The following is a 21,684-nucleotide window of genomic DNA, read 5'->3' as shown; positions in this document are numbered from 1 at the left end:
TCGACGCCTGAGGCAAAGCATGGGGATTTTCATCAGGTTGTGATACACCACGCAGTAAGCCTGTAAAACTGCTTCACTCTCTTTGGTATAACAGGCGCGAGAGAAAATTAGGTATCTATTGAAAATTAATATGCATAGCACGCGGCGCGCCCTATGCTTTAGGCAGCCCTTTTCTTAGTTAACCGCCAGGAGGCACAATGACTATTTCAGCCCGTAATCAATTAACCGGTACCATCAGCAACGTCACGGACGGCGCAGTCAACGACGAAATCGAATTAACCCTGAACGGCGGCGGCAAGCTGGTTGCCGTGGTCACCCGCAGCAGCAAAGAAGCGTTAGGCCTCGTTAACGGCAAACAAGCCCTTGCCCTGATCAAAGCCCCGTGGGTCGTGCTGGCGAGTGAAGATTGCGGTTATCACTTCTCCGCTCGAAACCAGTTTCCCGGCGCGGTAAAAGCGATTGCAGAAGGCGCAGTGAATACCACTGTGCATATTCAGACCGATGCGGGTTTTGAATTAACTGCCGTTGTGACTAACGAAGCCGCTGATGAAATGGCGCTTAAGGTGGGTTCTCGCCTGCTGGCGCTGGTGAAAGCCTCATCCGTGTTGATTGCGGTGAAAAAATAACGCTTTAACGTCCGGCAGCCATTCCGGCTGCCGATTTTCACTCGCTTACTTGTAGCGTACGTCAAGCTTGCTGTAGGCCACCACCGCTTCTGAACCGTCCTTGTTTTTGTCCTGGTTGTAGTTGCCCGCCTTGAAGTAAAGCTGGATACCTTCCCAGCCCTGTTTCGGGTAGTCAAAGGTTTGACTGGCCTTTTTGCCTCCGACGCTGGCTTCAACCTTCACTTTCATGCCGCTCGCCGTGCCTTTAGCTTTAATGCTGTAATCAATTTTGTCTTTCAGCCCGACGCCCGAAAGTAGCGTGGTACGTTTCTCCGGATCGCCGTAGTTTTCTTTCACGCCCGCCACTATCGCGCCGTCTTCCCAGCGCAGTTTCAACATCTCTGAGCCGCCGGGCTTGTCGCCGTGAATTTGAGCAAAAATAATCGAGCGCGTGGACGGATTTTTGACGATATACACCGCCCCTCGCTGTTCATTGTCAAAATCACTGCCATTGACGAAATTGTGCGTAGCTCTTAGCTCGACGCGCGGAAATTCGCTGTGCGGCGTAGAGCCAAAACCGGACGGCGCTTTAAACACCATCGCCCCGGTAGGAATGGCAGAATCACAGTTTTTGTCCCCGCCGCAGTTGCTGTAGAAATAGCGGTTATGCAGCCCCGGCGTGATCTTCACTTCATTCGGTTTTTCACTGCCATCAAAGGATTGCAGCAGATAGTCCTTTGTCAGCACCGGATAATTTTCCCCCGGCGCGTTCTGGCCACTCTCGGCCCATGCGCTGCCGCTCAGCACCGCCAAAAACAGGCTAACAGGCAGCCCGTAACTTACTGTTTTACGCTTCATCTTTAACCCCAATGCAAAATGTAAACCCGCCCAAGCAGCTAACCACTAATCAGCGTAGATGCTTTACTTAAAATCTGTTGCGGTAACATGTCAGTAGTAACAATGGGTTTCCGGTAATTAACTTGATGCATAAAGGGAACAATCATGATCAAAAAACTGCTCGTTTCAGTCCTGTTTGCGGCTAGCTACTCCGCCTTCGCGCTGGCGGATAACACAGGCGCAGCGTTTAAAACGTTTCCGCTCGGCAAGCTTGAGTTAACCGCGCTGCACGATAAAAACAACGCCCTGCCCAACGATGGCAAAGTGATTGGCGTTGACGTGGGAGAAAAAGCGGTCGCGGATGTGCTGTCTGCGGCGGGCGCGCCAACGGACAATATCAAACTCAGCGTCGATGCCCTGCTGGTCAAAGACGGCAGCAAAGTCATCCTGCTGGATACCGGGCTTGGCCCTGGCGCTCAGGGGCAGTTGATTGCGAGTCTCGCAAAGGCGGGATATCAGCCAGAGCAGGTAACCGACGTGCTGATCACCCACGTTCACGGCGACCATGTTGGTGGGCTGCTGACGGCAGACGGCAAGCAGGCGTTCCCTCACGCCACGGTGCAAATCTCCGCTCCGGACTGGGCATGGCTGCAAACGTTGCCGAAGATGAAAGCGCTGGCTGAGGCCATCCAGCCGCAGGTGAAAACCTTTAAACCTGGCGATCAGGTGCTGCCGGGGATCACCTCTGTCCCGCTGCCAGGCCATACGCCAGGGCACGTTGGCTACCAGATTGTCTCCGGCAAGCAGCGAATTCTGGACATCGGCGACTCGGCGCACAGCTCGATTGTTTCGCTCACGAAGCCCGAATGGGCGATTGCCTATGATAACGACCGTAAGGAAGGGATCGCCAACCGCAAGGCGCTGCTGGCGAAACTGGCCGCCGATCGTGAGCTGATTTTTGCTCCACACTTCCCGTTCCCGGGCGTCGGCCATATTGTGGTGAAGGGCGACCATTACGTTTTCCAGCCGACAGAATAACTGTGACAGAAGCCGGTTCGCCGGCTTTTAAATTTCCGGCCTGTGGAGCTGATACCAGACATGCCGCAGCAGCGGATGCTGCTCCGGCACCATGGGATGATCAAACTCACCGTTTCGGCGCATGCCCAGTTTTTCCATCACCCGCTGGGACGGCAAATTTGGCAGTGCGGTAAAAGCCACGATGTTGTCCAGATCGTATTCGTCGAAACCAATGCGCAGCGCTTCCCTCGCGGCCTCAGGCGCGTACCCTTTGCCCCAAAACGCTTTTCGTAGCCGCCAACCGATCTCGACACACGGGCCAAACGGCAGCGAGTAGCCTGGCCGGTTCAGGCCAACGAACCCGGCCAGCTCTCCGCTATGGCGTTCTTCCACCGCCCAGAAACCAAAGCCGTTTTCCGCCATACGCTGGCGGAATGTCTCCAGATAAGTCCGGCTTTCTTCCGGTGTCAGGGGCTGCAGGAAATAACGCATCACGTCCGGGTCGGCGTTCATTTCGGCAAACGGAACTAAGTCCTCATCTCGCCACGCTCTCAGTAGCAATCTTTCAGTCTTGTACATGTTGCTCCTCAATCAATTCCTTGATTAAACGTGACAACGTCACTGCTGCCTGGCGCTCCCTGTCGCCCCACGCCCACGAGGCGTTGAAGCGGAAATAGTTATCCCAGGCTCTGCCCGTAGTGAACATTTTTCCCGGAGCGATGCTTATCTTATGCGCCAATGCTCGCTCGTTAAGCACGCTGGCGTCCTGCCCCTCCGGCAACTCAATCCAGAGGAAATAGCCGCTTTCGCTGCGGTGGATTTTGACTTCTGGCGGGAGAAGCTCACTCAGCGTTTGCCAGGCCTGCTGTTTTCGCTCGGCCAGCATCCTGCGCAGTTTTCGCAGGTGCGTGTCGTAGCGGCGGGTAGCCAGAAAATCGACCAGGGCCAGCTGCATCGGCGAACTGGTGGACAGCGTGCTCATCAACTGCAACTGCTGAATGCGGCGGGCGTGCTTCCCGGCGGCAACCCAGCCGATGCGAAACCCGGCCACCAGACATTTTGAAAATGACGAACAATGCAGGGTCATACCGTGGGTATCATACGCCCGGGCTGGCAACGGCCTCTCCCGCCCGTAATAAAGCTCGCTGTAAACGTCATCCTCAATCAGCGTGACGTTATGCGCCTGCAACAGCTCCACCAGTTGCACTTTTTTCTCCGGCGGCAATGTCACACCCAGCGGGTTCTGGCTGTTGGTCATTAGCCAGCAGGCTTTGACCGGGTATTCCGCCAAAGCCTGCGCCAGCGCGTCGAGATCGATCCCGCTCACCGGGTCGGTGGCAACCGAGAGCGCTTTCAGCCTCAGACGCTCCAACGCCTGCAGCGCGCCGTAGAAGCAAGGGTTCTCGACAATCACCCAATCACCCGGCTCGGTAACTGCCTGTAGGCTTAGATTGAGCGCCTCAAGTGCGCCTGCGGTAATCACGATTTCATCCGGTGAAACGTGCATCCCCTGCTGGGCGTAACGCTGGGCAATGGCGTGGCGCAGCGCTTCGTTGCCGGGCGGAAGGCTTTCAATCACGCTGATGGCGGTCGCCGTTTTGCTGACCGCCGCCATTGAACGGTGCAGTGCCTGAAGCGGGAACAGTCGCGGGTCCGGGAACGCAGAGCCGAACGGCACCACAGAGGCATCCGTGCTCGCCTGCAGCACATCAAAAATATAGGTATTGATATCGACGGTTTCAGCACGGGTCACCTGCACCGCAGGCGGCGCACTGCGCGCCACGGGCCTGGGCGCAACGTAGTAGCCAGACTGCGGCCTGGCCACAATCGCCCCCTGGCTTTCAAGCATCTGATAGGCGTGTCCGACGGTCATAAAGCTCATGCCGCTGTGTCCGACCTGCTCGCGCAGCGACGGTAAACGATCCCCCGGCTGCCAGACACCGAGGGCAATCTGGTCGAGGATCTGCTGCGCCAGCTGCTGGTACTTTTTCATGCACTGCTCCCTGTCTATATCACAGCGCTAAAAATACGCTGTTTTGTACAACTGTTATAGTCAGAAAGTGATTTTTAAACACGGAAAAACGGGCGGCAAAGCCGCCCGTGAGGAGATAAATGCGGGGATTTTACTTCACATCGGCCAGCGCCGTTTTCTCGACGTAAGGCTTCATCAGGCTGTCCGCCGTTTGCTGGGCGGATTTCGCGGCCGCTTCCGGGGTCACTTTCTGATCGTTCACCACCGCCGCCAGCTGGTTTTCCATCGCCTGACGAACAGCAACCGTTTCATAAGTCGAATACCAGGGATGGGCATATTTCAGCTGATCCAGCGCGATTTGCGCCCGCGGATCTTTCTGCAGGTATTCTTTCATTTCCGGCGTGTCGTAAGAGGCTTTTAGCGGGGAGAAGTACCCGGTGAAACGGCTCCACGCACCGTTAACCTGCGGACTAACCAGATAGGTCAGGAACTGATAAGCCGCCTTTTTCTGCGCGTCGGAAATGCCTTTGAAGCTCACCAGGCTCGCCCCGCCGATGGGCACCGCCCGCTGTTCTTTGGCGGGCATCATCGCCACTTCCATATCAAAATCTTTGCTGTTTTCACGCATAAAGCCCAGCGTGCCGGTGCTCAGCATCGCCATGCCCAGTTTGCCGCTGAAGAACGCGGCGCTGATCTGCTTGGAGTTAAGCACGCCGGACGGCATTACTTTGTCGCGGTAAACCATGTTCTGCCAGAAACGCAGCGCGCCAATGGTGGTCGGCGAGTCGTAATACACTTCGCCCGGGTAGTTTTCGTTGAAGTAGTTGCCGCCGTTGGCGCGAACCAGCGAGGAGAAGATCCAGCCGCCGTAATCGTCGTTGGTGGACGGCAGCATGATGCCCCACTGCCCTTTGCTGGCGTCAGTCAGCTTCTTCGCATCGGCCAGCATTTCGGCCCAGGTCTGCGGCGGCTGCTTAATGCCCGCCTGGTCGAACATCGTTTTGTTGTAGTACAGGATTGGCGTGGAGTTATGGAACGGAATCGAGTAAGTCACGCCCATGACTTGGGCATTCTTGTGCATTGCCGGCCAGAAGTCGTTCATCAGGAAATCGCCTGCTTTGCGGTTGCCGTATTTAAACAGCTCGTCCATCGGCAGGATTTCGTCTTTTAGCGCAAGGTCGGTGGTGAAGTTGGCCGACATAATGACCAGCGCCGGTGGCTGCCCGGCTTTCTGTGCGGATTCCGCTTTAATTTTGGTGGTGTCGTAGCTGCCGGTAAAAATACCGCGGACTTCGACGTCCTGCTGCGAATCGTTAAACGCCTTGATGACGCGGGTCATCTCCATTGTCAGCTTGCCGTCGACCGGCGCCGGGAACATAAAATCAATTTTCTCTTTTGCCAGCGCTGCGCCGCTAACGGCCAGCGAACAGCAAACGGCAAGCGCCCGCCATTTATGCATCAGGGGGTTAAACATGGTCAATCTCCTGGTGTAAGTTGTGGTGAAGGTCTGTGTGGAAAAGGTGTATATCCGATGAAGAAAAACCGAGGGTAAGCGTATCGCCTTTTTCTGGTACCTCGCCGCGGTGGCGACGGGTATAGCGTAACGTTCCCAGGGGGGTGCTGACATGGAGCAGATAATCTGCGCCCATCAGTTCTCGTTGCAGCACCGTCGCCGTTAGCGTCAGGTGCCCGTTTTCTGGCCTGTCGGTGAGGTGCTCGGGGCGGATCCCGAACCAGACGCTTTGCTCTTTTTCCGCAGCTGGCGGCAGAGGTAGATTCAGCGTGGCAGGCAAAACGCGGCCGTTTTCACAAGGCAGAGAAACCAAATTCATGGCCGGGGAGCCAATGAAACCGGCGACAAACAGGTTGGCTGGATGAGCATAAAGGTGCTCCGGCTCGCCCACCTGCTGCACCACGCCCCCGTTCATCACCACAATACGGTCGGCCATAGACATGGCTTCCGTCTGGTCATGGGTGACGTAGATGGTGGTGGTTTTCAACTGATGATGCAGCGCCATGATGCTGTCGCGCACCTCGGTACGCAGGCGCGCATCCAGGTTGGAAAGCGGTTCATCCATCAAAAAAAGACGCGGATTGCGCACAATGGCTCTCGCCATCGCCACGCGTTGGCGCTGCCCGCCGGACAGTTTGGCCGGTTTACGATCGAGCATTTCGCCCAGTTGCAGCATCGAGGCCACCTGCTCCAGGCGTGGCTGCCAGCTGGCTTTGTCTTCTTTGCGGATCTTCATGCCAAAGGTGATGTTGTCCCGTACCGTCAGGTGTGGAAACAGCGCATAGTTTTGGAAGATCATCGCGAAGTTACGCTCACGCGGCGACATCGCCGTAATGTTCTCCCCGCCGAGCCAAATCTCGCCGCCGCTAACCTCTTCCAGCCCCGCCAGCATCCGCAGCAGCGTACTTTTACCGCAGCCTGACGGCCCGACCAGCACCACAAACTCGCCTTCGTCGATGCTGAGCGACAGCGCGTTCAGCGCCGCTTTGCCTTCAAACTGTTTGCTAACCTGATTCAGTCTTAACATAGCGATTAGCACTCATCCGTCGGGCAACTGATCGCCGCGTCATACAGCCACGGGCCAGCATAATGCGCCAGCGAATGCTGATAGCTTACCCACTGGTCGCCCACCTGACGGTGCATCAGGCAGGACGGCGGCGACAGATCGTAATACGGGCGGCTGTCCTCAAAGTGGTATGGCACCTGGTGAACCGTACCGGGAATAGTGGCTATCGTTGCCTGGCGGTATTGGGTCATCGTCAGGCTGTGGTTGTGGCCACAGAAAATACGCACCAGTGACGGGAATCGGGTCACTAAATCCAGCAGCAGGTGGCCGTTTTCGCAGGCAATTTTGTCCATTTGCGCATTACCCAGCGGCAGCGGAGGATGGTGCATAAAGACGGCTGTCGGCTTGTCGCCTCTCGCGGTTAACTGCGCCTCAAGCCAGGCTACGGTATTGTCGGTCAGCCAGCCTTTGGAGTGCCCGGCGAGGCTAGAGTCGATAAACAGCAGACGGGTAGCGAAGTCGTCCACCGCATAGCGGATGTTTTCCGGGTCGTCCCCCAATTGCGGGCAAAGCGGACGCAGGTATTCCAGAAAATGTGCCTTATCGTCGTGGTTGCCGGGGATCAAATACAGCGGCGACTTAATGGTGCCCAGCACCTGGCGCGCAACCTGGTACTCCGAAGGGCGACCGCAGTTAACGATATCCCCGCTGACGATGACAGCGTCCGGGCGCTCACGCAGTGCGTTTAGCTGCGAGGCCACGTCGGCATTGCCCGCGTTAATGTCGATAAAGCCGTACAATTTCTGGTTCTGACTGCGGAAATGGGTGTCGGAAATATGGGCCAATAACATCACTCAACTCCTTACTTGATACCTGAAAAACCAAAACTTCTCAGAAACTGTTTCTGGAAGGCGATAAAGGCGAGCATCAGCGGCAGGCAAACCATAATGGTCCCGGCGCTGATCGTGCCCCACTGGCCGCCGGATTCGGCGCCCATAGCAAACGAAACGAGCCCGACCGTCAGCACCTGTTTGTCCGGGTCGTTGAGCATCATTAGCGGCCACAGGTACTCGTTCCAGTGGTAGGTAATGCTCACGGTGGCGAAAGCCAGCACCGAGGGCCAGCACATCGGCAGCAGCACGCGGTAAAGCACCTGCCACCAGCGGCAACCCTCCATCAGCGCGGCCTCCTCCAGCTCTTTGGGGATGGCGAGGAACGCCTGACGCATCAGGAACACGCCGAACGCGGAGGTGAAATACGGCATCATCACGCCGGTCAGCGTGTTGAGCAGCCCCAGCGTTTTGAGCGTCATCATGTTCGGCACCATCATCACGACGGGCATGATCATCAGCTGCACCAGAAACAGCAGAAACAGCGTTTGCTTGCCGCGAAATTCATGGCAGGCAAAAACGTACCCGGCGGTGGTGATGGTGATGAGCTGCACGAAGAAAGTGCCGAAGCTGAAAATCAGCGTATTAGCGTACAAACTGAGCCAGTCGGCGCTCTGCCACGCATCGCGGAAGTTGTCCAGCGTGAGCGGAAAACGCGGCCATATCGAGGCCATACCCTCGCCGAAGGTGCTGGCGCTAAAAGCTGACGAAAGCATCCAGATAAACGGGCTTACCCACAGCAGCGCAAGGCAACACATCAGCACGGAAAACGTAATGCCCTTAGATTTCCGTAGCCGCAACCACAGCGGTTGCGGCACGCTACGCGCGTTGACAACGGACCCAGAAAACTCAACGCTCATGGTGTGCGCCCCTTTCTAACAGCTTGAGGTTAACGAACGAGAATACAAACAGCCCGGCCAGCGTCAGGAAGGTGGCGGCAGAGGCTTTGCCTAAATCATGGGTGTCCCAGGCGAGACTCTGGATGTAATACAGCAGCACGGTCGTGGCGTTATCCGGCCCGCCGCGCGTCATCACCGCTACGTGATCGATCTGGGTTATGGAGTAGATAAGCGCTGTGGTGATCACAAAGCTCAGCGTCGGGCGCAGCAGCGGTAAAGTCACTTTGAAGAACACCTGCGTGGAGGTCGCCCCTTCCATGATTGCCGCTTCACGCGCCGAGGCTGGCAGGCTTTGTAATCCGGCGAGGAAGAACAGCATGTAATAACCGGCGAACTTCCAGACGCCAATCAGCGCCAGGGCGTAAAGCGCACTGTTGCTGCGCCCGAGCCAGTTGTTATTCATCGGCCCGAACAGCTTCGCGAGGTAATAATCCAGCATGCCCATGCCCGGCATAAAGATGAACAGCCACAGCGCCGCCGCGCTCACCATCGGGATAATCATCGGAAAGAAAAAAGCCGTCCGCAGCCAACGGTTAACGCGGTGGTTTTCCCAAAGCGCAACCGCCAGCAGCAACGCGAGTGTCACGCCGGGGATCACGGTCAGCACGATATAAAACAGATTATTCACCAGCGATTTCCAGAAAACCGCGTCGGCAAAAAGGCGAACATAGTTACCTACGCCCACAAACGCGCCTGCCTCACCTGCCATACGCGTATCAAACAAGCTGTCGTACACGGAGCGGATCAGCGGAAACCAGGTAAAGAGCAGTAAAAAAATCAAAGATGGCGTAAGGATCAGCCACGGAAGCCAGGGACGTTTTGCCATTGTCTGCAAACCTGTCAGGGGTCAGAAGTCAGTCAGTATGGGAGGGGTTTATGGCAGAAACGTGACGGGGAAATGGCAGTTTTGCGCCAGATAAAACAGGCAGCGTCCCGGCTGAGGGGTAACTGCCTGTCGCTCAAAGAGATTGTCTTTGCAGGGATATATTCTTTAACCGGACAAAAATGCTACTGCATCTGTTCCAGGCTGGCCTTTTTCGTTTTGCGGTTATAAAGACACAGCTCTTTGCCCGGCACAGGGTTACTGTTCTTAAATTTGTAGTTGCCTGAAATCACCACCGCCGAGTAACCGACCTCGTCGCTGAAGTCAGTCCGCTTCCCTTCGATCTTTTTCTCCTGCAGGGCACTGATGGCAAGACAGCTTTTTTGCACGTCTTTATCCAACTGCTGCCAGGCCGCTTCCGAGGAAGCCAGGCTGCTAAAGGTCGTCAGTAATACCGGGATTGCGGCAAGAGCATATCGCTTCTTCATGAACACCTCGTAAACAAACGGATAACGGGGTTTCACACCCCTCAGGCGAATAATCTAAAACATTATCAGCCCGGAATTATCTGTATTGTAGCCAATGCCCGGTATCACTTGCCCAGCTTCGACAGCATCTCAGGCCGCATAAATTTATGGATGACCAGCATAAACAGCAGCGACGGCACCAGTAAGATCAGCGCGGTAATCGACGACACCTGGTAATTCCCGGACATGCTGGCGTTGTAAAGCAGCAGCGGCAGCGTGGTGATATCCGGCGCGCCGACGAAAAAGGTACCGGTAAACTCATCCAGCGACTCAAGGAACACGAAGATCCCGGCGGCCATGATCCCCGGCAAAGCCTGCGGCAGCACGATATGCCAGAAGGTAAACAGCGGCCCAGCCCCTAAATTGCGCGATGCCCGCGCCAGCAGTGGATCAATCGCCGAAAATGCGGCCACACAGATCCAGACTGAATACATCAGGCCATGTACGCTGTGCACCAGCACTACGCCAGCCACGGTGCCGTTCAGCCCCCACTGATAGAAAAGCCGCGCGATGTTCATATACACCGTCAGGTTTGGAAACGCCTGTGGGATCAAAAACAGCAGCATAAACATCACCCGGAACGGCATCGCCCGACGGGAAAGCGCGTAGCCTGCGGGAATCGATATCAGCAGGCAAACCAGCACCGACAGCACGGCAATAAACACGCTGGTCAGCAGCGAGCCGGACACATCACTGTACGGGCTAAACACTTGATACCAGTACTTTAATCCCCACTGGCTCGGCAAGGTGTGCGGATAAAACCAGCTTTCCGCCACCGTCCAGACCAGCAGGTTCAACAGCGGGCCGAACATCGCAAACAACATAAAGGCCAGCAGCAACACCTGCAGCGGCAGCCCGAGTCGTCCTTTCATCAGGCTCATGCTTCTCCTCCTTTCTGGCGCAGGCTGTGGCGCAGATAAAACCAGGACAGTGCGCCGCAAATCAGCAGCGAGATCACGCCCAGCGCATTAGCCACCGCATAATCGCTGTAGGAGTTCACGCGGAATGCCATGTCCACGGTCATCATCGTTGGCGTTCCGGTGCCAATCATCAGCGGCACGGACAGCACGGACATCATGGTCACTGTGGAAAGCACCAGCGCGACACCAATAGCCGGTAACACCTGCGGCAAAATAATGTCGAACAGAATGCGAACGCGTGAAGCCCCCAGGTTTCTGGCAGCCAGAACCTGCGAAGGCTCCAGCGCCGCCATCGCCCCACAAATCAACAAGGTGGCAAACGCCAGCTGTTTCCAGACAAAGGTAATGATGATCCCTTTCCAGCCGAGCCAGGAAATCGTATCCAGCGGTTGCACCAGATCGCTCGCAACCAGCATGTTATTCATCAGGCCGTTTTTGGCGAGAAATGTGCGCATCATCTGCGCGGCAACGATAAACGGAATAAACAGCGGCAGGCGATAAAGCATGCCCAGCAGCCGAACAACAGGGCGGCAGGAAGAAAGCGTAATCACCGCCGAGATCGTAATCGACAACACGGCGAGCAGCGCAACCGACACCAGCACGATAAACACCGTGAACAGGATATCGTTTGAATACAGCGTCAGGACTTTGGCAAAGTGCTGTAACGTCAGCGCCCCGGTATCAGAAGTAAAGGCGACCACCAGAGAAAAGCCCAGCGGGTACAGAAAAAGCACCACAATCATCAGCGCGGCGGGGCTCACCAGCAGCAGATAGTTTAGCGAAACGCGCATAGTAAACCTTTGAGCTTGAGCGTGGCGCCCGGCCTGAACCGGGCGCCGGGAGAGGATTAGTTAGACACCTGGCTTTCGTACCCTTCTTTGATGTCATCAAAGTAAGGCGCTATCGGGAAGCTTTTGCCGTAGTCGGCGAGCGCTTTCGGGGAAATCTCGGCAAACAGTTTGCTCCAGGTTGCGTCGTCCAGCTTTGGCTTAACGTATTTCGCGTCAATCCCCGGATACCAGTTGAACTGCTTCACGATCCCGTCGGCCTGCACTTCCGGGCTGGTGGCCAGCGCAATGAACTCGCGCGCCAGTTCAGGCTGTGCCGCTTTGGCCGGCGTGACGTAATACATCGGCTGCCCCGGCATGCCCGGTGAAAGTAAAGCCAGCTTAATGGACGGCGGTAGTTTGCCCTGATCTTTCCAGGTGTAGAACATATCCACCCAGACCGGCCCCATGGCGATTTCCCCGCGGGTCAGCATGTCTAAGGTGCCGGCGTTGCCCGGCGTAAAGGTCACGTTCTTATTGAACGCTTTCAGTTTTTCGAAGGCCTGCGACCAGTTCTTTTCTACGCTTTTATCGTAAGGCAAGGCGGACAAGCGCTGGGCGTCGGTGCCGTAAGCGTAGATCCAGCCGACGACAAAACTGACGCCGGACATGCCGTTTTTAATGCCGTTGTAGCCAAACGCCTGCGGGTGTTTCGCCGCCCACTCAACCAGCTCGTCATAAGAGGCCGGTGGCGCTTTCATGGTTTCGCTGTTCCAGGCGATGGCCGTCTGGCTCAGGAACATCGGCATCACATAGCCGTCCACGTTCACGCCCAGCGCATTTTTGGCGTTGTCTGCGGTGACCATGTCGCCCGTTTTAATTTGCTGGCGGTACTTTTCCAGCAGCCCTTTTTCCACCAGTTCGCCGCCCGCTTTCTGGTGCACCACCGCCACGTCGATATCCCAGGTTTTCGCCCCGCTCTGCTGCTGAGCGCTCAGTTTTTCGATGATTTTATTCGAGCCTGCGTCCCCCGGCCCGGTGCCCACCACGCGCACTTTCACGCCCGGATGCGCGGCCTCAAACTTTGGCCCCAGCCAGGTTTTGACGTAATCCACCATATTCTGGTCACCGGCGGTGGCCACGTTTAAAACGGTTTCCGCCTGTACGCCATAACTTAAAAACAGCGCCGTGACGGCGGCAATCCTGGTTTTAGTAAACATAATTACCCCTCAGAGAAATAGAATGGTTCAAGCTGTGTGGGACAAACTAAAAATATGCAGGGCTGACTCAGGCACATGCAGCCTGACTTTTGTATTCAGCGGCAAATTATCAACAGAATCGGCATGGAAAAGACGCTGCCGACAGCGAATGGCATAGCGGTAGTTGTGGCCAATAAAAGCATTCTGCTCAACCACCCCTTCAAGCGTTAATCCACTCTCCGGGAAAGCTTTATTTAATGGTGAAAGCGCGGCATCCGAACTTCTGAAATAGATTTCCTGTTCGCCCTTATTATTTAGCGAGGCCAGGCCCAGCGCCTGTATTTCTTCCGACGTAATACGGTTGTCGGCGCCCATAAAATCAGCCACAAACGGCGTGGCGGGCTTTTGGTAAATCTCTTCCGGGGTGCCGGTTTGCTCGATTTGCCCATTATTCAGCACTACGATGCGGTCGGCCATCACCAGCGCTTCCTGCTGGTCGTGGGTGACGATCACCGAGGTAAAGCCCAGTTTTTTCTGTAGCTGCTTAATTTCATGGCGCACGTTTAGCCGGACTTTGGCGTCCAGGTTCGACAGGGGTTCATCCAGCACCAGCACGTCTGGCTCAATGGCCAGCGCGCGCGCAAGGGCCACGCGCTGCCGCTGCCCGCCGGAAAGCTCGGTGATTTTTGCCCCGGCCAGGCCGTTCAGGTTCACCATCTGCAAAAGTTCAAGCACTCTCGCCTGAATTGCGTCCCGCCGCCACTTCCGAAGCTTCAGGCCATAACCAATATTTTGCTCCACCGTTAAATGCGGCCACAGCGCATAGCTTTGAAATACCATGGTGATATTTCGCTGTTCCGGCGGACTTTGGGTGATATTATTTCCGGCCACAACAATTTGGCCCTGCTTAACCGGAATAAACCCACACAAAGCGTTTAATAACGTTGTTTTCCCGCAACCAGACGGGCCAAGCAATGCAATCATCTCGCCTTTCTTCACGGCAAGATTAATTTCTTTTAGCACCACCTTCTCGCCGTAACTAATTTGCAGGTGCGCCATTTCCAGGTAGCTCATAACGGTGTCCGGGATATCTGTTTATGACTTTTTTTTGCTCTGAATGAACACGTGTTCATTTCGCTGTAAAAAAAATGAAACGCCGCTCAGAGATGATGTGAGCCTACTGTGGCGTGTCTTTGTGACACTTTAATTAACCGCGATAAATTTTTAGCGAGGGGCAATGAAAATCGACGTGCTTGGCTGCGGCAGCGCTTTCTCCCGCTGGCAAAATACTTCCGCGCTGCGGATTGTTGATGACGAAAACCGGCAATGGCTTATCGACTGTGGCCCTACCGTACCCCGCGCGCTGTGGCAGCGCGGCGGCGGCATCAACGACATCGACGTGCTGTTTTTCACCCATGTGCATCCCGACCACTGCACCGGGTTAACGGCGTTGCTGAATCACTGGAAGAGTTTTGGCCGCCAAAAGCCGCTGGTGATCTACAGCCAGCCGGAACAGCGCGAGGTATTGATGCAGCTGGCATCGCTCGCCAACTGGCCAGAACCTTCTCTCTGTTTCCCTATCGAATGGCGCGACAGCGAAGCGGATTTCCACTGGCATCACTGGCGGGTTCGCACCGCCCCAACCCGCCATGAAATGCCGAATCTGGCGCTGCGCGTGGATATTCGGGAATATGCCTTGTTCTATAGCGGCGACGGGCGGCCAACCGAAGATTCCATCGCACTGATGGCCGGAGTGGACCTGGCGTTTCAAGAGTGCGCCTCGCTGTCTGAACTGGCGGAGGACGCCTCCCACGGGGATTTCCCCGGCTGCCTGAAGCTGTTTACTTCGTTGGGGCTGCCGTCGCTGGGGTTGTACCACTGTAACGATGCCATTTTACCTGCGCTGAAGCTGGCCTGCCGCCCTTACGCAGGGCTGTTCGTCAGCCATGACGGGCTACAGTACGACTTCCATCAGCAGCGGTTTTATACCGAGGATTATTTGCCTTGAGTTCGTCAATGCATAAACAAAGCGTGACCGCCGAAGATGTCGCGCGCCGGGCGGGCGTTTCACGCGCTGTGGTTTCTCGCGCACTGAGCAATAACGGCAGTATTTCCCCTGCCACGCGAGAACGCGTGCTGCAGGTAGCCGAAGAGCTTGGTTATCAGGTCAATTTTCTTGCTCAGGGGCTTAACCGCCGACGCAGCCATCTGATTGGCGTCATCGTGTCTCGCATCAACGATCCGTTTCGCAGCAGTTTGCTTGACGGCCTTCTCAGTGAAATTCAGCGCAACGGCTTTCAGGCTCTGGTCACGGAGATCCGCTCTGAGCAGGAGCTGGCGGAAACGCTACGCCATTTCACTCAGTTTCGCGTCTCCGGCGTCATCGTCACCTCCGGCAAACCGCCCGAAGCGCTGGTGAACGAGTGTGTGCAGCAGCACATTCCGGTGGTCGGCATCAACCGCCAGCCCGACATTCCCGGCGTGGATTACGTCTGCGCGGATAACGCCTCCGGGGCGGTGCTCGCCGCTGAACAGTTGGTCAACAGTGGATGCAAACACTTTGGCTGGCTCAACAATCACGCCTCAACCTGGGCTGGCAGAATGCGCGGCGAGGCGTTCCACCAGGCGCTTCTCGAGCGTGCCGTAAACGTTGAGCAAAATCTTGTTTCACTGCTTTGTGCGGAAGAAGGCTATGAAGGCGGCTGGCAGGCCGCAGCGGCTGTGGAACAGATCCCGGAGGGTATTTTCTGCGCCAACGCTCAGCTGGCCTGCGGCTTTCTCGACGGGATGCGCCAACGCGGCAAACATGCCCCACAGGATTTTCAGCTGATCGGCTTCGACAACACGCCGCAAACGGCGCAGTACAGCTACCGGCTCACCACCCTTAACCAGGATGTGGCAGAAATCTCACGGCTAGCGCTGGCTCACCTGCTGGAGCGTGCCCGGACACCTTCACAGCCTTCACGCACCAGCTGGGTGAAGGTCAACATGATTCACCGACATACGTCGATTTCCCTTACTTAAGAGCAAAACATGACCGAACAACAGCAACAGGCGTTATGCACGTTAATCCGCGAAGCCGGAGCCCGCGCCCAGGCGCTGCGCGATGCAGGCTTAAGCGTTGAGAAAAAAGGCCGCCAGGACTTCGTCTCCCAGGCGGACATTCTGGTTGAGCAAGAGATTAAAAGCTGGCTACAAACGCATTGCCCGCAGGACGGCTTTCTGGGGGAAGAAAGCGGCCTGGTGGAAGGCGAACGCGGCGTCTGGGTGCTCGACCCGGTAGATGGCACCACTAACTTTATTCTTGGCATGGACTATTGGTGCATCTCCCTCGCTTACGTCAGGCAGAACGTGATTGAGCTGGGAATTATCTACGCCCCCGATCGCGATGAGTTCTTTTTTGCCCGGCACGGTGCGGGCGCCTTCCTGAACGGCAAACCGCTCAAGCTTCACGATCCGTCTCCGGAAAGCGTGGTCATCGGCCTGGGGCGCTCTAGCCGCGCGCCCGTTCCTCTTTATGCACGCACCATAGAAGATGTGCTGAACGACGGTATGGAATACCGCCGTTTTGGCGCAGGCGCACTGATGCTGGCGCACGTTGCCGCGGGCCAGGTTCACGCGTACTACGAGGAGCATATGAACAGTTGGGACGCGCTAGCCGGGCTACTGCTGATCACCGAAGCGGGCGGCGGCAGTAACGCTTTTCTCGCCAACGGTGGCCTGTTGAAAGGTAATCTGGTGCTGGCTGGCTGCACCAGCGTGCAGGAAAGGTTAATGGTGCTGCTGGAAGCCTAAACGATAAAACCCGCGGCTCACTTCGCGGGTTTTATCCCTCTCAACGGTCGATCATAAAGTCTTCATCATTGGTTCGCCAGCGCAGCGGTGGCGACAGACTGTAATTCCCTTCCCTGAGGAAACGGCGTTGTTCAAGCTCAACTCGCGACGTATCTTCATGGGCTTTTTCTTCCTGCATAATAATCACCCTCGCATCTAAAAACGCGTTCAGCCAGGCTTTTTCGTTGCCGCCCTGCGCGGGGGTTTTGGCCACGGCTTTTGCCGCCGCGCGAATCCCCCCAAACGCCTCTCGCTGGTTGCCCGGCCCATGCATGACAAGCGCGTCATAATAGATAAATTGCCCGAGTGTGCTCAGCCCGTCTTCTTTCGCTTGCCTAACGGCTGGTTCAAGATACTGATCTGTCAGGATTTGTTCCTGTGCTACCCTGAAGGCAGGATCGCTGGCGGCTCTTTTCCAGGCGCGAACAAAATCAGGGTCAAGTCCGGTGTGAGCGCTGCTTTCTTCTTCCGCGAGCGTTTTCAAGGCAGGCAGATACTGCGCAAGCGGATTGGCCGCCCGCCGCTTGGTGTAACGCGCCACAACGTCGAGCATATCGCCATTGGCAGAGGTGAACCCGATAAGTCCGGCGGTATAGCCACGATCGTCGTCGATATCTTCTATGTAGGCATACTGTTTTCGCCAGTCCAGGGAGGCGTTTTCCGCGCTGGACACCAGTTGCATGGCGATATCCCTTTTTGCGGGGGACAGCAAATCCTCTGCGGATACCTGAAAAGTCAGACAGAACCCAACCAGTAAAAAAACGCCCAGCTTTGGTGGCAGCATCATGTTCTCCTGCAAGATCGTTCGCGATATAGACCGGAGAGTTTCGCATTGGTTCTCAGTCAAACTGTTATCCCTTTTTCCTGCCCCTCTGTTTCTACACCCCAGACGTGGCGCGACCTACAATCGAGCCGAATAATTTGCTATGCGGAGTTCTGCATGTTCGGTTTAGACGCTTTTCACCTCGCGAGGATCCAGTTTGCATTCACTGTCTCCTTCCACATTATTTTTCCGGCTATCACCATCGGGCTTGCCAGCTACCTCGCGGTACTTGAAGGGCTCTGGCTCAAGTCTAAAAACCCGGTTTACCGCTCGCTGTATCACTTCTGGTCGAAGATTTTCGCCGTTAACTTTGGCATGGGCGTGGTCTCCGGGTTGGTCATGGCCTACCAGTTCGGCACCAACTGGAGCGGATTTTCCGAGTTTGCCGGTAGCATCACTGGCCCGCTGCTGACATACGAAGTGCTGACCGCTTTCTTCCTTGAAGCCGGTTTTCTTGGCGTGATGTTGTTCGGCTGGAACCGCGTTGGCCCCGGTCTGCATTTCTTCGCGACCTGCATGGTGGCGCTCGGGACCATTATTTCCACTTTCTGGATCCTCGCCTCAAACAGCTGGATGCAAACCCCACAAGGCTTTGAGATCCATAACGGCCAGGTTGTCCCGGTGGACTGGCTGGCAGTGGTCTTTAACCCTTCATTCCCTTATCGCCTGCTGCATATGTCGGTCGCGGCGTTCCTGAGCAGCGCCTTTTTCGTGGGAGCCTCCGCTGCCTGGCATCTGCTGCGCGGCAACAGTACACCGGCCATTCGCACCATGTTTTCAATGGCCCTGTGGATGGCGGTAATTGTCGCCCCCATTCAGGCAATGATCGGCGACATGCACGGCCTCAATACGCTCAAGCATCAGCCGGCTAAAATCGCCGCCATTGAAGGGCATTGGGAAAACCGTCCCGGTGAGCCAACGCCGCTGCTGTTGTTCGGTCTGCCGGATATGGATCAGGAACGCACCCGCTTTGGCCTGGAAATCCCGGCGCTTGGCAGCCTTATTCTTACCCACAGTCTGGAAAAACAGGTGCCCGCCCTAAAAGAGTTCCCGAAAGAGGACCGCCCTAACTCGCCGATTGTCTTTTGGTCGTTCCGCGTGATGGCCGGCTTAGGCATGTTGATGATCCTGCTTGGCGTCGCCAGCCTGTGGCTTCGCTACCGCGACCGGCTGTTTGAGAGCCGCCCGTTCCTGCACTTTGCGCTGTGGATGGGACCATCGGGGCTGATTGCCATTCTCGCCGGGTGGATCACCACGGAGGTTGGCCGTCAACCCTGGGTGGTTTATGGCCTGCTGCGAACCAAAGATGCCGTATCTGCCCACGGTACGCTGCAAATGAGCGTCAGCCTCGCCGCTTTCTTTATCGTGTACATGTCGGTGTTTGGCGTCGGCTACAGCTACATGATCCGGCTAATCAAAAAAGGCCCTCAGCCGTTTGACGACCATCCGGCACCTGGCACCCCGTCCCGCCCACTGTCTGCGGTTGCTGATTCACTTGAGGAGACGCGCTAATGGGCATCGACTTATCCGTTATTTGGTTTGTCATTATCGTCTTCGCCACCCTGATGTATATCGTGATGGACGGTTTTGATCTGGGCATTGGCATTCTGTTTCCGTTTATTCGCAGTGCTGAAGACCGCGATGTGATGGTTAACAGCGTAGCTCCGGTCTGGGACGGGAACGAAACCTGGCTGGTGCTGGGCGGTGCAGCCTTGTTTGGCGCTTTCCCGCTGGCGTATGCGGTTATCGTCGATGCCCTGACAATTCCGCTCACGCTGATGCTGGTGGGGCTGATTTTCCGCGGCGTCGCCTTCGAGTTCCGCTTTAAGGCCACGCCGGCGCACCGCCCCTTCTGGGACAACGCTTTCCTGGGCGGATCGATTCTGGCGACTTTTTGCCAGGGTATTGCCGTCGGAGCCGTGATCTCCGGCTTTACGGTCAGCGGGCGACATTTTGCTGGCAGCCAGCTTGACTGGTTAACACCGTTTAACCTGTTCTGTGGCCTGGGTCTGGTCATCGCCTACGCTTTACTGGGTGCCACCTGGCTGGTGATGAAAAGCGAAGATCCTCTGCAAAGAAAAATGCGGAGCCTTACCCCGGTATTGCTGCTGGCGCTTTTGGCGGTAATAGCGGTGATTAGCGTCTGGACGCCACTTCGCCACGCGAACATTGCTGAACGCTGGTTCACCCTGCCAAATCTGTTGTACCTGCTGCCGGTTCCGCTGCTTGTGGTGCTGTTCAGCCTGTGGCTTTGGCGGAGTGTTCGGTCGGCAAACAGCCTGCACGCCACGCCGTTTGTGCTGACGCTGGGGCTGATTTTCCTGGGCTTTAGCGGGCTGGGCATCAGCATCTGGCCAAACATCATTCCGCCCGGTATTACGCTGTGGCAGGCCGCCGCCCCGCCGCAAAGCCAGGGCTTTATGCTGGTTGGCGCGCTGTTTATTATTCCGATCATTCTGGTTTACACCTTCTGGAGCTATTACGTGTTCCGTGGGAAGGTGCAGCATGGCGAGGGCTACCACTGATGAAAGAAACGGCTAAACGTGTGATGTGGATGGTTATTCTATGGAGCGCCAGCGTAGTTGCGCTGGCCGCAGTGGGGATGGGATTTCGTCTGCTAATGACCGCGGCAGGCTTTAAATCTTAATTAGCTGAACCGTACATCGTGGGGGGAATATATTCATTCCCTCCCCGTTAATTCGTTCTGAGTCCACAGTGATGAAATTGATTTTCTTTAAAACTGTGCTAATTCTTTAATGCGTTAATGAGGAAAAACAGTTAACCGTCTCAATGAATTATTCAGAGGATGACAAAGATGAAATATATGCTACCCGCCCTGGCTTTAACCTTGTTGGTTTCGTCACCTGTTTTTGCGGCAAAACAAATAACGCATGAAGAATCATCTGGTTATACAAAAGTTGGCGATCTTTCCCTGTCACAAGACGGCACCCCAACCGTCGGGCACAAGGATTTATCCAAAGAGGTAAATCAAAAATGTGAAGAGTCCAGCGTGAAACCTGCCGACTGTTTTTATGTGATTGTCGCCGCCACGGGTGATGAATCCAACCATAAAAACATCAATATTGAAGTCTTCAAGAAATAAAGACCTGAGTGGCCCTTAATAAAGGGCCCTTTATTTTATTACCGCCCCCCAGAATAACCCTCTGCCGCGTTCACTCTGCCCCACTTCACCATCAAGTCTCGCCAGTTGCGCTTTTCCGTCTCGGAGGTAAACCGGGGATGATGGCTGGCAAGATAGGCTCTCAATGCCGGGTAAGCTTTTCTTTCGGCGAGGGACTGTGCATAGGCCAACTGCATACCAGGAGAATTCATCACACCCTGCCGCTGAAGGTCGAGAATACGCCGGTCTCGCTCAAGGTGGAGCAAAATAGCGAACCACTGCTGATACTGCTCTTCATTCAATGTGGCCAGACGATCGTGCATCGCAAATCCGCGGTCAGCAAAGTGCCATTTTTGCAGGTCGATAGCCCGCTGGGTCAAACTGTTTATCAACGTCTGGCCCTGTGACGATGTGCGAAGCACTTCATCATTAAGCTGCTGCAGGGCTATATCCAACTCCCCAAGCCTGACGGCATAGTTGCCGACCCCGGCCCGGCACACCACTGATGGAGAAGCTGCACACTCTTCATCAAGCGCCAGAAGCTGTTCGCGGGTCGTGATTTTTTTCTCCGGCTGCGGGATGGCATCCAGCATTTGACGGATTTGCGCATTGCTAGGCGTTTTACGCAACTGCTCGTTTAACAGCGCGATCGCTTTATCGTTGTGGTTGAAATGGGTATAGGCTTCAGCCAGCCAGAGGGTCAGCCGGATACTTTCCGGCGCCAGTTTGTGGGCATGCTGAAAACTGGCGATCGCCTGTGACTCATTGTTGGAGAGAAGCGCTTTTTTCGCCCTTGTGATATGTGGATAAACTTTAAAGTAGCGGTAGTCACTTAACCCTAGATCATCCTTCGAACCTTCCGTCGTCGCCAGCGCGTATCCGGCAAACATCAGGCCACAGGCCAACGCCACCAGCCATTTCATGTACGGCC

The 21,684-nt window shown here is 55.7% G+C and carries 24 protein-coding genes; 9 read left to right on the top strand and 15 right to left on the bottom strand.

What is annotated here, in order from left to right:
* Positions 1 to 197 precede the first annotated feature (197 nt).
* Positions 198 to 626 (top strand): TOBE domain-containing protein, encoded by a 429-nt coding sequence (locus B9Y90_RS07160; protein WP_085540752.1) that lies wholly within the window; start codon positions 198 to 200, stop codon positions 624 to 626.
* Between the two features lie 45 nt (positions 627 to 671).
* Here B9Y90_RS07160 and B9Y90_RS07155 read toward each other — a convergent pair whose 3' ends face one another.
* Positions 672 to 1,463 carry a polysaccharide lyase family 7 protein gene (locus B9Y90_RS07155; RefSeq protein ID WP_085540751.1) on the bottom strand — a complete coding sequence of 264 codons (792 nt, stop codon included), beginning with the start codon at positions 1,461 to 1,463 and terminating at the stop codon, positions 672 to 674.
* 144 nt (positions 1,464 to 1,607) lie between these two features.
* On the opposite strand from B9Y90_RS07155, the gene B9Y90_RS07150 reads away from it, so the two are divergent.
* Positions 1,608 to 2,480 (top strand): MBL fold metallo-hydrolase, encoded by an 873-nt coding sequence (locus B9Y90_RS07150; RefSeq protein WP_085540750.1) that lies wholly within the window; start codon positions 1,608 to 1,610, stop codon positions 2,478 to 2,480.
* A gap of 27 nt (positions 2,481 to 2,507) precedes the next feature.
* Here the strand turns inward: B9Y90_RS07150 and B9Y90_RS07145 are convergent, their stop codons facing one another.
* The 12 genes from B9Y90_RS07145 to B9Y90_RS07090 form a co-directional block, all read right to left on the bottom strand.
* The gene (locus B9Y90_RS07145) at positions 2,508 to 3,038 is read right to left on the bottom strand and encodes a GNAT family N-acetyltransferase (RefSeq protein WP_085540749.1); all 531 of its coding nucleotides are present in this window, start codon (positions 3,036 to 3,038) and stop codon (positions 2,508 to 2,510) included.
* Complete coding sequence (locus B9Y90_RS07140) at positions 3,025 to 4,452, bottom strand: aminotransferase-like domain-containing protein (protein ID WP_085540748.1); 1,428 nt, start codon at positions 4,450 to 4,452, stop codon at positions 3,025 to 3,027. The genes B9Y90_RS07145 and B9Y90_RS07140 overlap by 14 nt, the downstream gene beginning before the upstream one ends.
* Before the next feature lie 130 nt (positions 4,453 to 4,582).
* Positions 4,583 to 5,890, bottom strand: a complete 1,308-nt coding sequence (locus B9Y90_RS07135) for an ABC transporter substrate-binding protein (protein ID WP_176227850.1) — start codon at positions 5,888 to 5,890, stop codon at positions 4,583 to 4,585.
* 7 nt (positions 5,891 to 5,897) lie between these two features.
* A complete protein-coding gene (locus tag B9Y90_RS07130) occupies positions 5,898 to 6,971 on the bottom strand; it encodes an ABC transporter ATP-binding protein (RefSeq protein ID WP_085540746.1) in 1,074 nt (357 codons plus the stop codon).
* A gap of 5 nt (positions 6,972 to 6,976) precedes the next feature.
* A complete protein-coding gene (locus tag B9Y90_RS07125) occupies positions 6,977 to 7,801 on the bottom strand; it encodes a phosphodiesterase (protein WP_085540745.1) in 825 nt (274 codons plus the stop codon).
* 11 nt (positions 7,802 to 7,812) lie between these two features.
* Complete coding sequence (locus B9Y90_RS07120) at positions 7,813 to 8,700, bottom strand: carbohydrate ABC transporter permease (protein ID WP_085540744.1); 888 nt, start codon at positions 8,698 to 8,700, stop codon at positions 7,813 to 7,815.
* The gene (locus B9Y90_RS07115; protein ID WP_085540743.1) at positions 8,690 to 9,565 is read right to left on the bottom strand and encodes a carbohydrate ABC transporter permease; all 876 of its coding nucleotides are present in this window, start codon (positions 9,563 to 9,565) and stop codon (positions 8,690 to 8,692) included. Before B9Y90_RS07115 ends, B9Y90_RS07120 begins: the two co-directional genes overlap by 11 nt.
* A 182-nt stretch (positions 9,566 to 9,747) precedes the next feature.
* Positions 9,748 to 10,050: a hypothetical protein gene (locus tag B9Y90_RS07110; protein ID WP_254902670.1), complete on the bottom strand. Its 303-nt coding sequence runs from the start codon at positions 10,048 to 10,050 to the stop codon at positions 9,748 to 9,750.
* 104 nt (positions 10,051 to 10,154) lie between these two features.
* A complete protein-coding gene (locus tag B9Y90_RS07105; RefSeq protein WP_085540741.1) occupies positions 10,155 to 10,970 on the bottom strand; it encodes an ABC transporter permease in 816 nt (271 codons plus the stop codon).
* Positions 10,967 to 11,800, bottom strand: a complete 834-nt coding sequence (locus B9Y90_RS07100) for an ABC transporter permease (RefSeq protein WP_085540740.1) — start codon at positions 11,798 to 11,800, stop codon at positions 10,967 to 10,969. The genes B9Y90_RS07105 and B9Y90_RS07100 overlap by 4 nt, the downstream gene beginning before the upstream one ends.
* 56 nt (positions 11,801 to 11,856) lie before the next feature.
* A complete protein-coding gene (locus B9Y90_RS07095) occupies positions 11,857 to 12,996 on the bottom strand; it encodes an ABC transporter substrate-binding protein (RefSeq protein WP_085540739.1) in 1,140 nt (379 codons plus the stop codon).
* A 27-nt stretch (positions 12,997 to 13,023) separates the two neighbouring features.
* Entirely contained in the window at positions 13,024 to 14,049 is a 1,026-nt protein-coding gene (locus B9Y90_RS07090; RefSeq protein WP_085540738.1) for an ABC transporter ATP-binding protein, read from the bottom strand.
* Positions 14,050 to 14,212: 163 nt separating this feature from the next.
* On the opposite strand from B9Y90_RS07090, the gene B9Y90_RS07085 reads away from it, so the two are divergent.
* From B9Y90_RS07085 to B9Y90_RS07075, 3 genes are read left to right on the top strand one after another with little or no spacing between them, the layout of a single operon-like run.
* Complete coding sequence (locus tag B9Y90_RS07085) at positions 14,213 to 14,983, top strand: MBL fold metallo-hydrolase (RefSeq protein WP_085540737.1); 771 nt, start codon at positions 14,213 to 14,215, stop codon at positions 14,981 to 14,983.
* An 8-nt stretch (positions 14,984 to 14,991) separates the two neighbouring features.
* A complete protein-coding gene (locus tag B9Y90_RS07080) occupies positions 14,992 to 15,999 on the top strand; it encodes a LacI family DNA-binding transcriptional regulator (protein ID WP_085540736.1) in 1,008 nt (335 codons plus the stop codon).
* A gap of 9 nt (positions 16,000 to 16,008) precedes the next feature.
* Complete coding sequence (locus B9Y90_RS07075; RefSeq protein ID WP_085540735.1) at positions 16,009 to 16,770, top strand: inositol monophosphatase family protein; 762 nt, start codon at positions 16,009 to 16,011, stop codon at positions 16,768 to 16,770.
* A gap of 40 nt (positions 16,771 to 16,810) precedes the next feature.
* Here the strand turns inward: B9Y90_RS07075 and B9Y90_RS07070 are convergent, their stop codons facing one another.
* Positions 16,811 to 17,596 (bottom strand): chitosanase, encoded by a 786-nt coding sequence (locus B9Y90_RS07070; RefSeq protein ID WP_303393653.1) that lies wholly within the window; start codon positions 17,594 to 17,596, stop codon positions 16,811 to 16,813.
* A 153-nt stretch (positions 17,597 to 17,749) separates the two neighbouring features.
* On the opposite strand from B9Y90_RS07070, the gene B9Y90_RS07065 reads away from it, so the two are divergent.
* From B9Y90_RS07065 to B9Y90_RS07050, 4 genes are all read left to right on the top strand, one after another.
* Positions 17,750 to 19,144, top strand: coding sequence for a cytochrome ubiquinol oxidase subunit I (locus B9Y90_RS07065; RefSeq protein ID WP_085540733.1), 1,395 nt, complete (start codon positions 17,750 to 17,752; stop codon positions 19,142 to 19,144).
* Positions 19,144 to 20,157, top strand: coding sequence for a cytochrome d ubiquinol oxidase subunit II (cydB, locus tag B9Y90_RS07060; protein ID WP_085540732.1), 1,014 nt, complete (start codon positions 19,144 to 19,146; stop codon positions 20,155 to 20,157). The genes B9Y90_RS07065 and cydB overlap by 1 nt, the downstream gene beginning before the upstream one ends.
* Positions 20,157 to 20,279, top strand: a complete 123-nt coding sequence (locus B9Y90_RS07055) for a DUF2474 domain-containing protein (RefSeq protein ID WP_085540731.1) — start codon at positions 20,157 to 20,159, stop codon at positions 20,277 to 20,279. Before cydB ends, B9Y90_RS07055 begins: the two co-directional genes overlap by 1 nt.
* A 168-nt stretch (positions 20,280 to 20,447) precedes the next feature.
* The gene (locus tag B9Y90_RS07050) at positions 20,448 to 20,735 is read left to right on the top strand and encodes a YdgH/BhsA/McbA family protein (protein WP_085540730.1); all 288 of its coding nucleotides are present in this window, start codon (positions 20,448 to 20,450) and stop codon (positions 20,733 to 20,735) included.
* Between the two features lie 38 nt (positions 20,736 to 20,773).
* Here B9Y90_RS07050 and B9Y90_RS07045 read toward each other — a convergent pair whose 3' ends face one another.
* Positions 20,774 to 21,676: a tetratricopeptide repeat protein gene (locus B9Y90_RS07045; protein ID WP_254902669.1), complete on the bottom strand. Its 903-nt coding sequence runs from the start codon at positions 21,674 to 21,676 to the stop codon at positions 20,774 to 20,776.
* Positions 21,677 to 21,684: the final 8 nt, after the last annotated feature.

Origin of the sequence: Cedecea sp. NFIX57, from assembly GCF_900177785.1 — a bacterium.
Lineage (GTDB): Bacteria > Pseudomonadota > Gammaproteobacteria > Enterobacterales > Enterobacteriaceae > Cedecea > Cedecea neteri_C.
This window is presented reverse-complemented; position numbering and strand designations above follow the sequence as displayed.

What these genes read in the sequence shown, in the direction of transcription:
- B9Y90_RS07080 (WP_085540736.1), top strand. Translation starts at nt 14,992, where the DNA reads ATGCATAAACAAAGCGTGACCGCCGAAGATGTCGCGCGCCGGGCGGGC.
- B9Y90_RS07085 (WP_085540737.1), top strand. Translation starts at nt 14,213, where the DNA reads ATGAAAATCGACGTGCTTGGCTGCGGCAGCGCTTTCTCCCGCTGGCAA.
- B9Y90_RS07140 (WP_085540748.1), bottom strand. Translation starts at nt 4,452, where the DNA reads ATGAAAAAGTACCAGCAGCTGGCGCAGCAGATCCTCGACCAGATTGCC.
- B9Y90_RS07050 (WP_085540730.1), top strand. Translation starts at nt 20,448, where the DNA reads ATGAAATATATGCTACCCGCCCTGGCTTTAACCTTGTTGGTTTCGTCA.
- B9Y90_RS07090 (WP_085540738.1), bottom strand. Translation starts at nt 14,049, where the DNA reads ATGAGCTACCTGGAAATGGCGCACCTGCAAATTAGTTACGGCGAGAAG.
- B9Y90_RS07115 (WP_085540743.1), bottom strand. Translation starts at nt 9,565, where the DNA reads ATGGCAAAACGTCCCTGGCTTCCGTGGCTGATCCTTACGCCATCTTTG.
- B9Y90_RS07120 (WP_085540744.1), bottom strand. Translation starts at nt 8,700, where the DNA reads ATGAGCGTTGAGTTTTCTGGGTCCGTTGTCAACGCGCGTAGCGTGCCG.
- B9Y90_RS07070 (WP_303393653.1), bottom strand. Translation starts at nt 17,596, where the DNA reads ATGATGCTGCCACCAAAGCTGGGCGTTTTTTTACTGGTTGGGTTCTGT.
- B9Y90_RS07065 (WP_085540733.1), top strand. Translation starts at nt 17,750, where the DNA reads ATGTTCGGTTTAGACGCTTTTCACCTCGCGAGGATCCAGTTTGCATTC.
- B9Y90_RS07145 (WP_085540749.1), bottom strand. Translation starts at nt 3,038, where the DNA reads ATGTACAAGACTGAAAGATTGCTACTGAGAGCGTGGCGAGATGAGGAC.
- B9Y90_RS07075 (WP_085540735.1), top strand. Translation starts at nt 16,009, where the DNA reads ATGACCGAACAACAGCAACAGGCGTTATGCACGTTAATCCGCGAAGCC.
- B9Y90_RS07100 (WP_085540740.1), bottom strand. Translation starts at nt 11,800, where the DNA reads ATGCGCGTTTCGCTAAACTATCTGCTGCTGGTGAGCCCCGCCGCGCTG.
- cydB (WP_085540732.1), top strand. Translation starts at nt 19,144, where the DNA reads ATGGGCATCGACTTATCCGTTATTTGGTTTGTCATTATCGTCTTCGCC.
- B9Y90_RS07130 (WP_085540746.1), bottom strand. Translation starts at nt 6,971, where the DNA reads ATGTTAAGACTGAATCAGGTTAGCAAACAGTTTGAAGGCAAAGCGGCG.
- B9Y90_RS07125 (WP_085540745.1), bottom strand. Translation starts at nt 7,801, where the DNA reads ATGTTATTGGCCCATATTTCCGACACCCATTTCCGCAGTCAGAACCAG.
- B9Y90_RS07105 (WP_085540741.1), bottom strand. Translation starts at nt 10,970, where the DNA reads ATGAGCCTGATGAAAGGACGACTCGGGCTGCCGCTGCAGGTGTTGCTG.
- B9Y90_RS07095 (WP_085540739.1), bottom strand. Translation starts at nt 12,996, where the DNA reads ATGTTTACTAAAACCAGGATTGCCGCCGTCACGGCGCTGTTTTTAAGT.
- B9Y90_RS07150 (WP_085540750.1), top strand. Translation starts at nt 1,608, where the DNA reads ATGATCAAAAAACTGCTCGTTTCAGTCCTGTTTGCGGCTAGCTACTCC.
- B9Y90_RS07055 (WP_085540731.1), top strand. Translation starts at nt 20,157, where the DNA reads ATGAAAGAAACGGCTAAACGTGTGATGTGGATGGTTATTCTATGGAGC.
- B9Y90_RS07110 (WP_254902670.1), bottom strand. Translation starts at nt 10,050, where the DNA reads ATGAAGAAGCGATATGCTCTTGCCGCAATCCCGGTATTACTGACGACC.
- B9Y90_RS07155 (WP_085540751.1), bottom strand. Translation starts at nt 1,463, where the DNA reads ATGAAGCGTAAAACAGTAAGTTACGGGCTGCCTGTTAGCCTGTTTTTG.
- B9Y90_RS07045 (WP_254902669.1), bottom strand. Translation starts at nt 21,676, where the DNA reads ATGAAATGGCTGGTGGCGTTGGCCTGTGGCCTGATGTTTGCCGGATAC.
- B9Y90_RS07135 (WP_176227850.1), bottom strand. Translation starts at nt 5,890, where the DNA reads ATGCATAAATGGCGGGCGCTTGCCGTTTGCTGTTCGCTGGCCGTTAGC.
- B9Y90_RS07160 (WP_085540752.1), top strand. Translation starts at nt 198, where the DNA reads ATGACTATTTCAGCCCGTAATCAATTAACCGGTACCATCAGCAACGTC.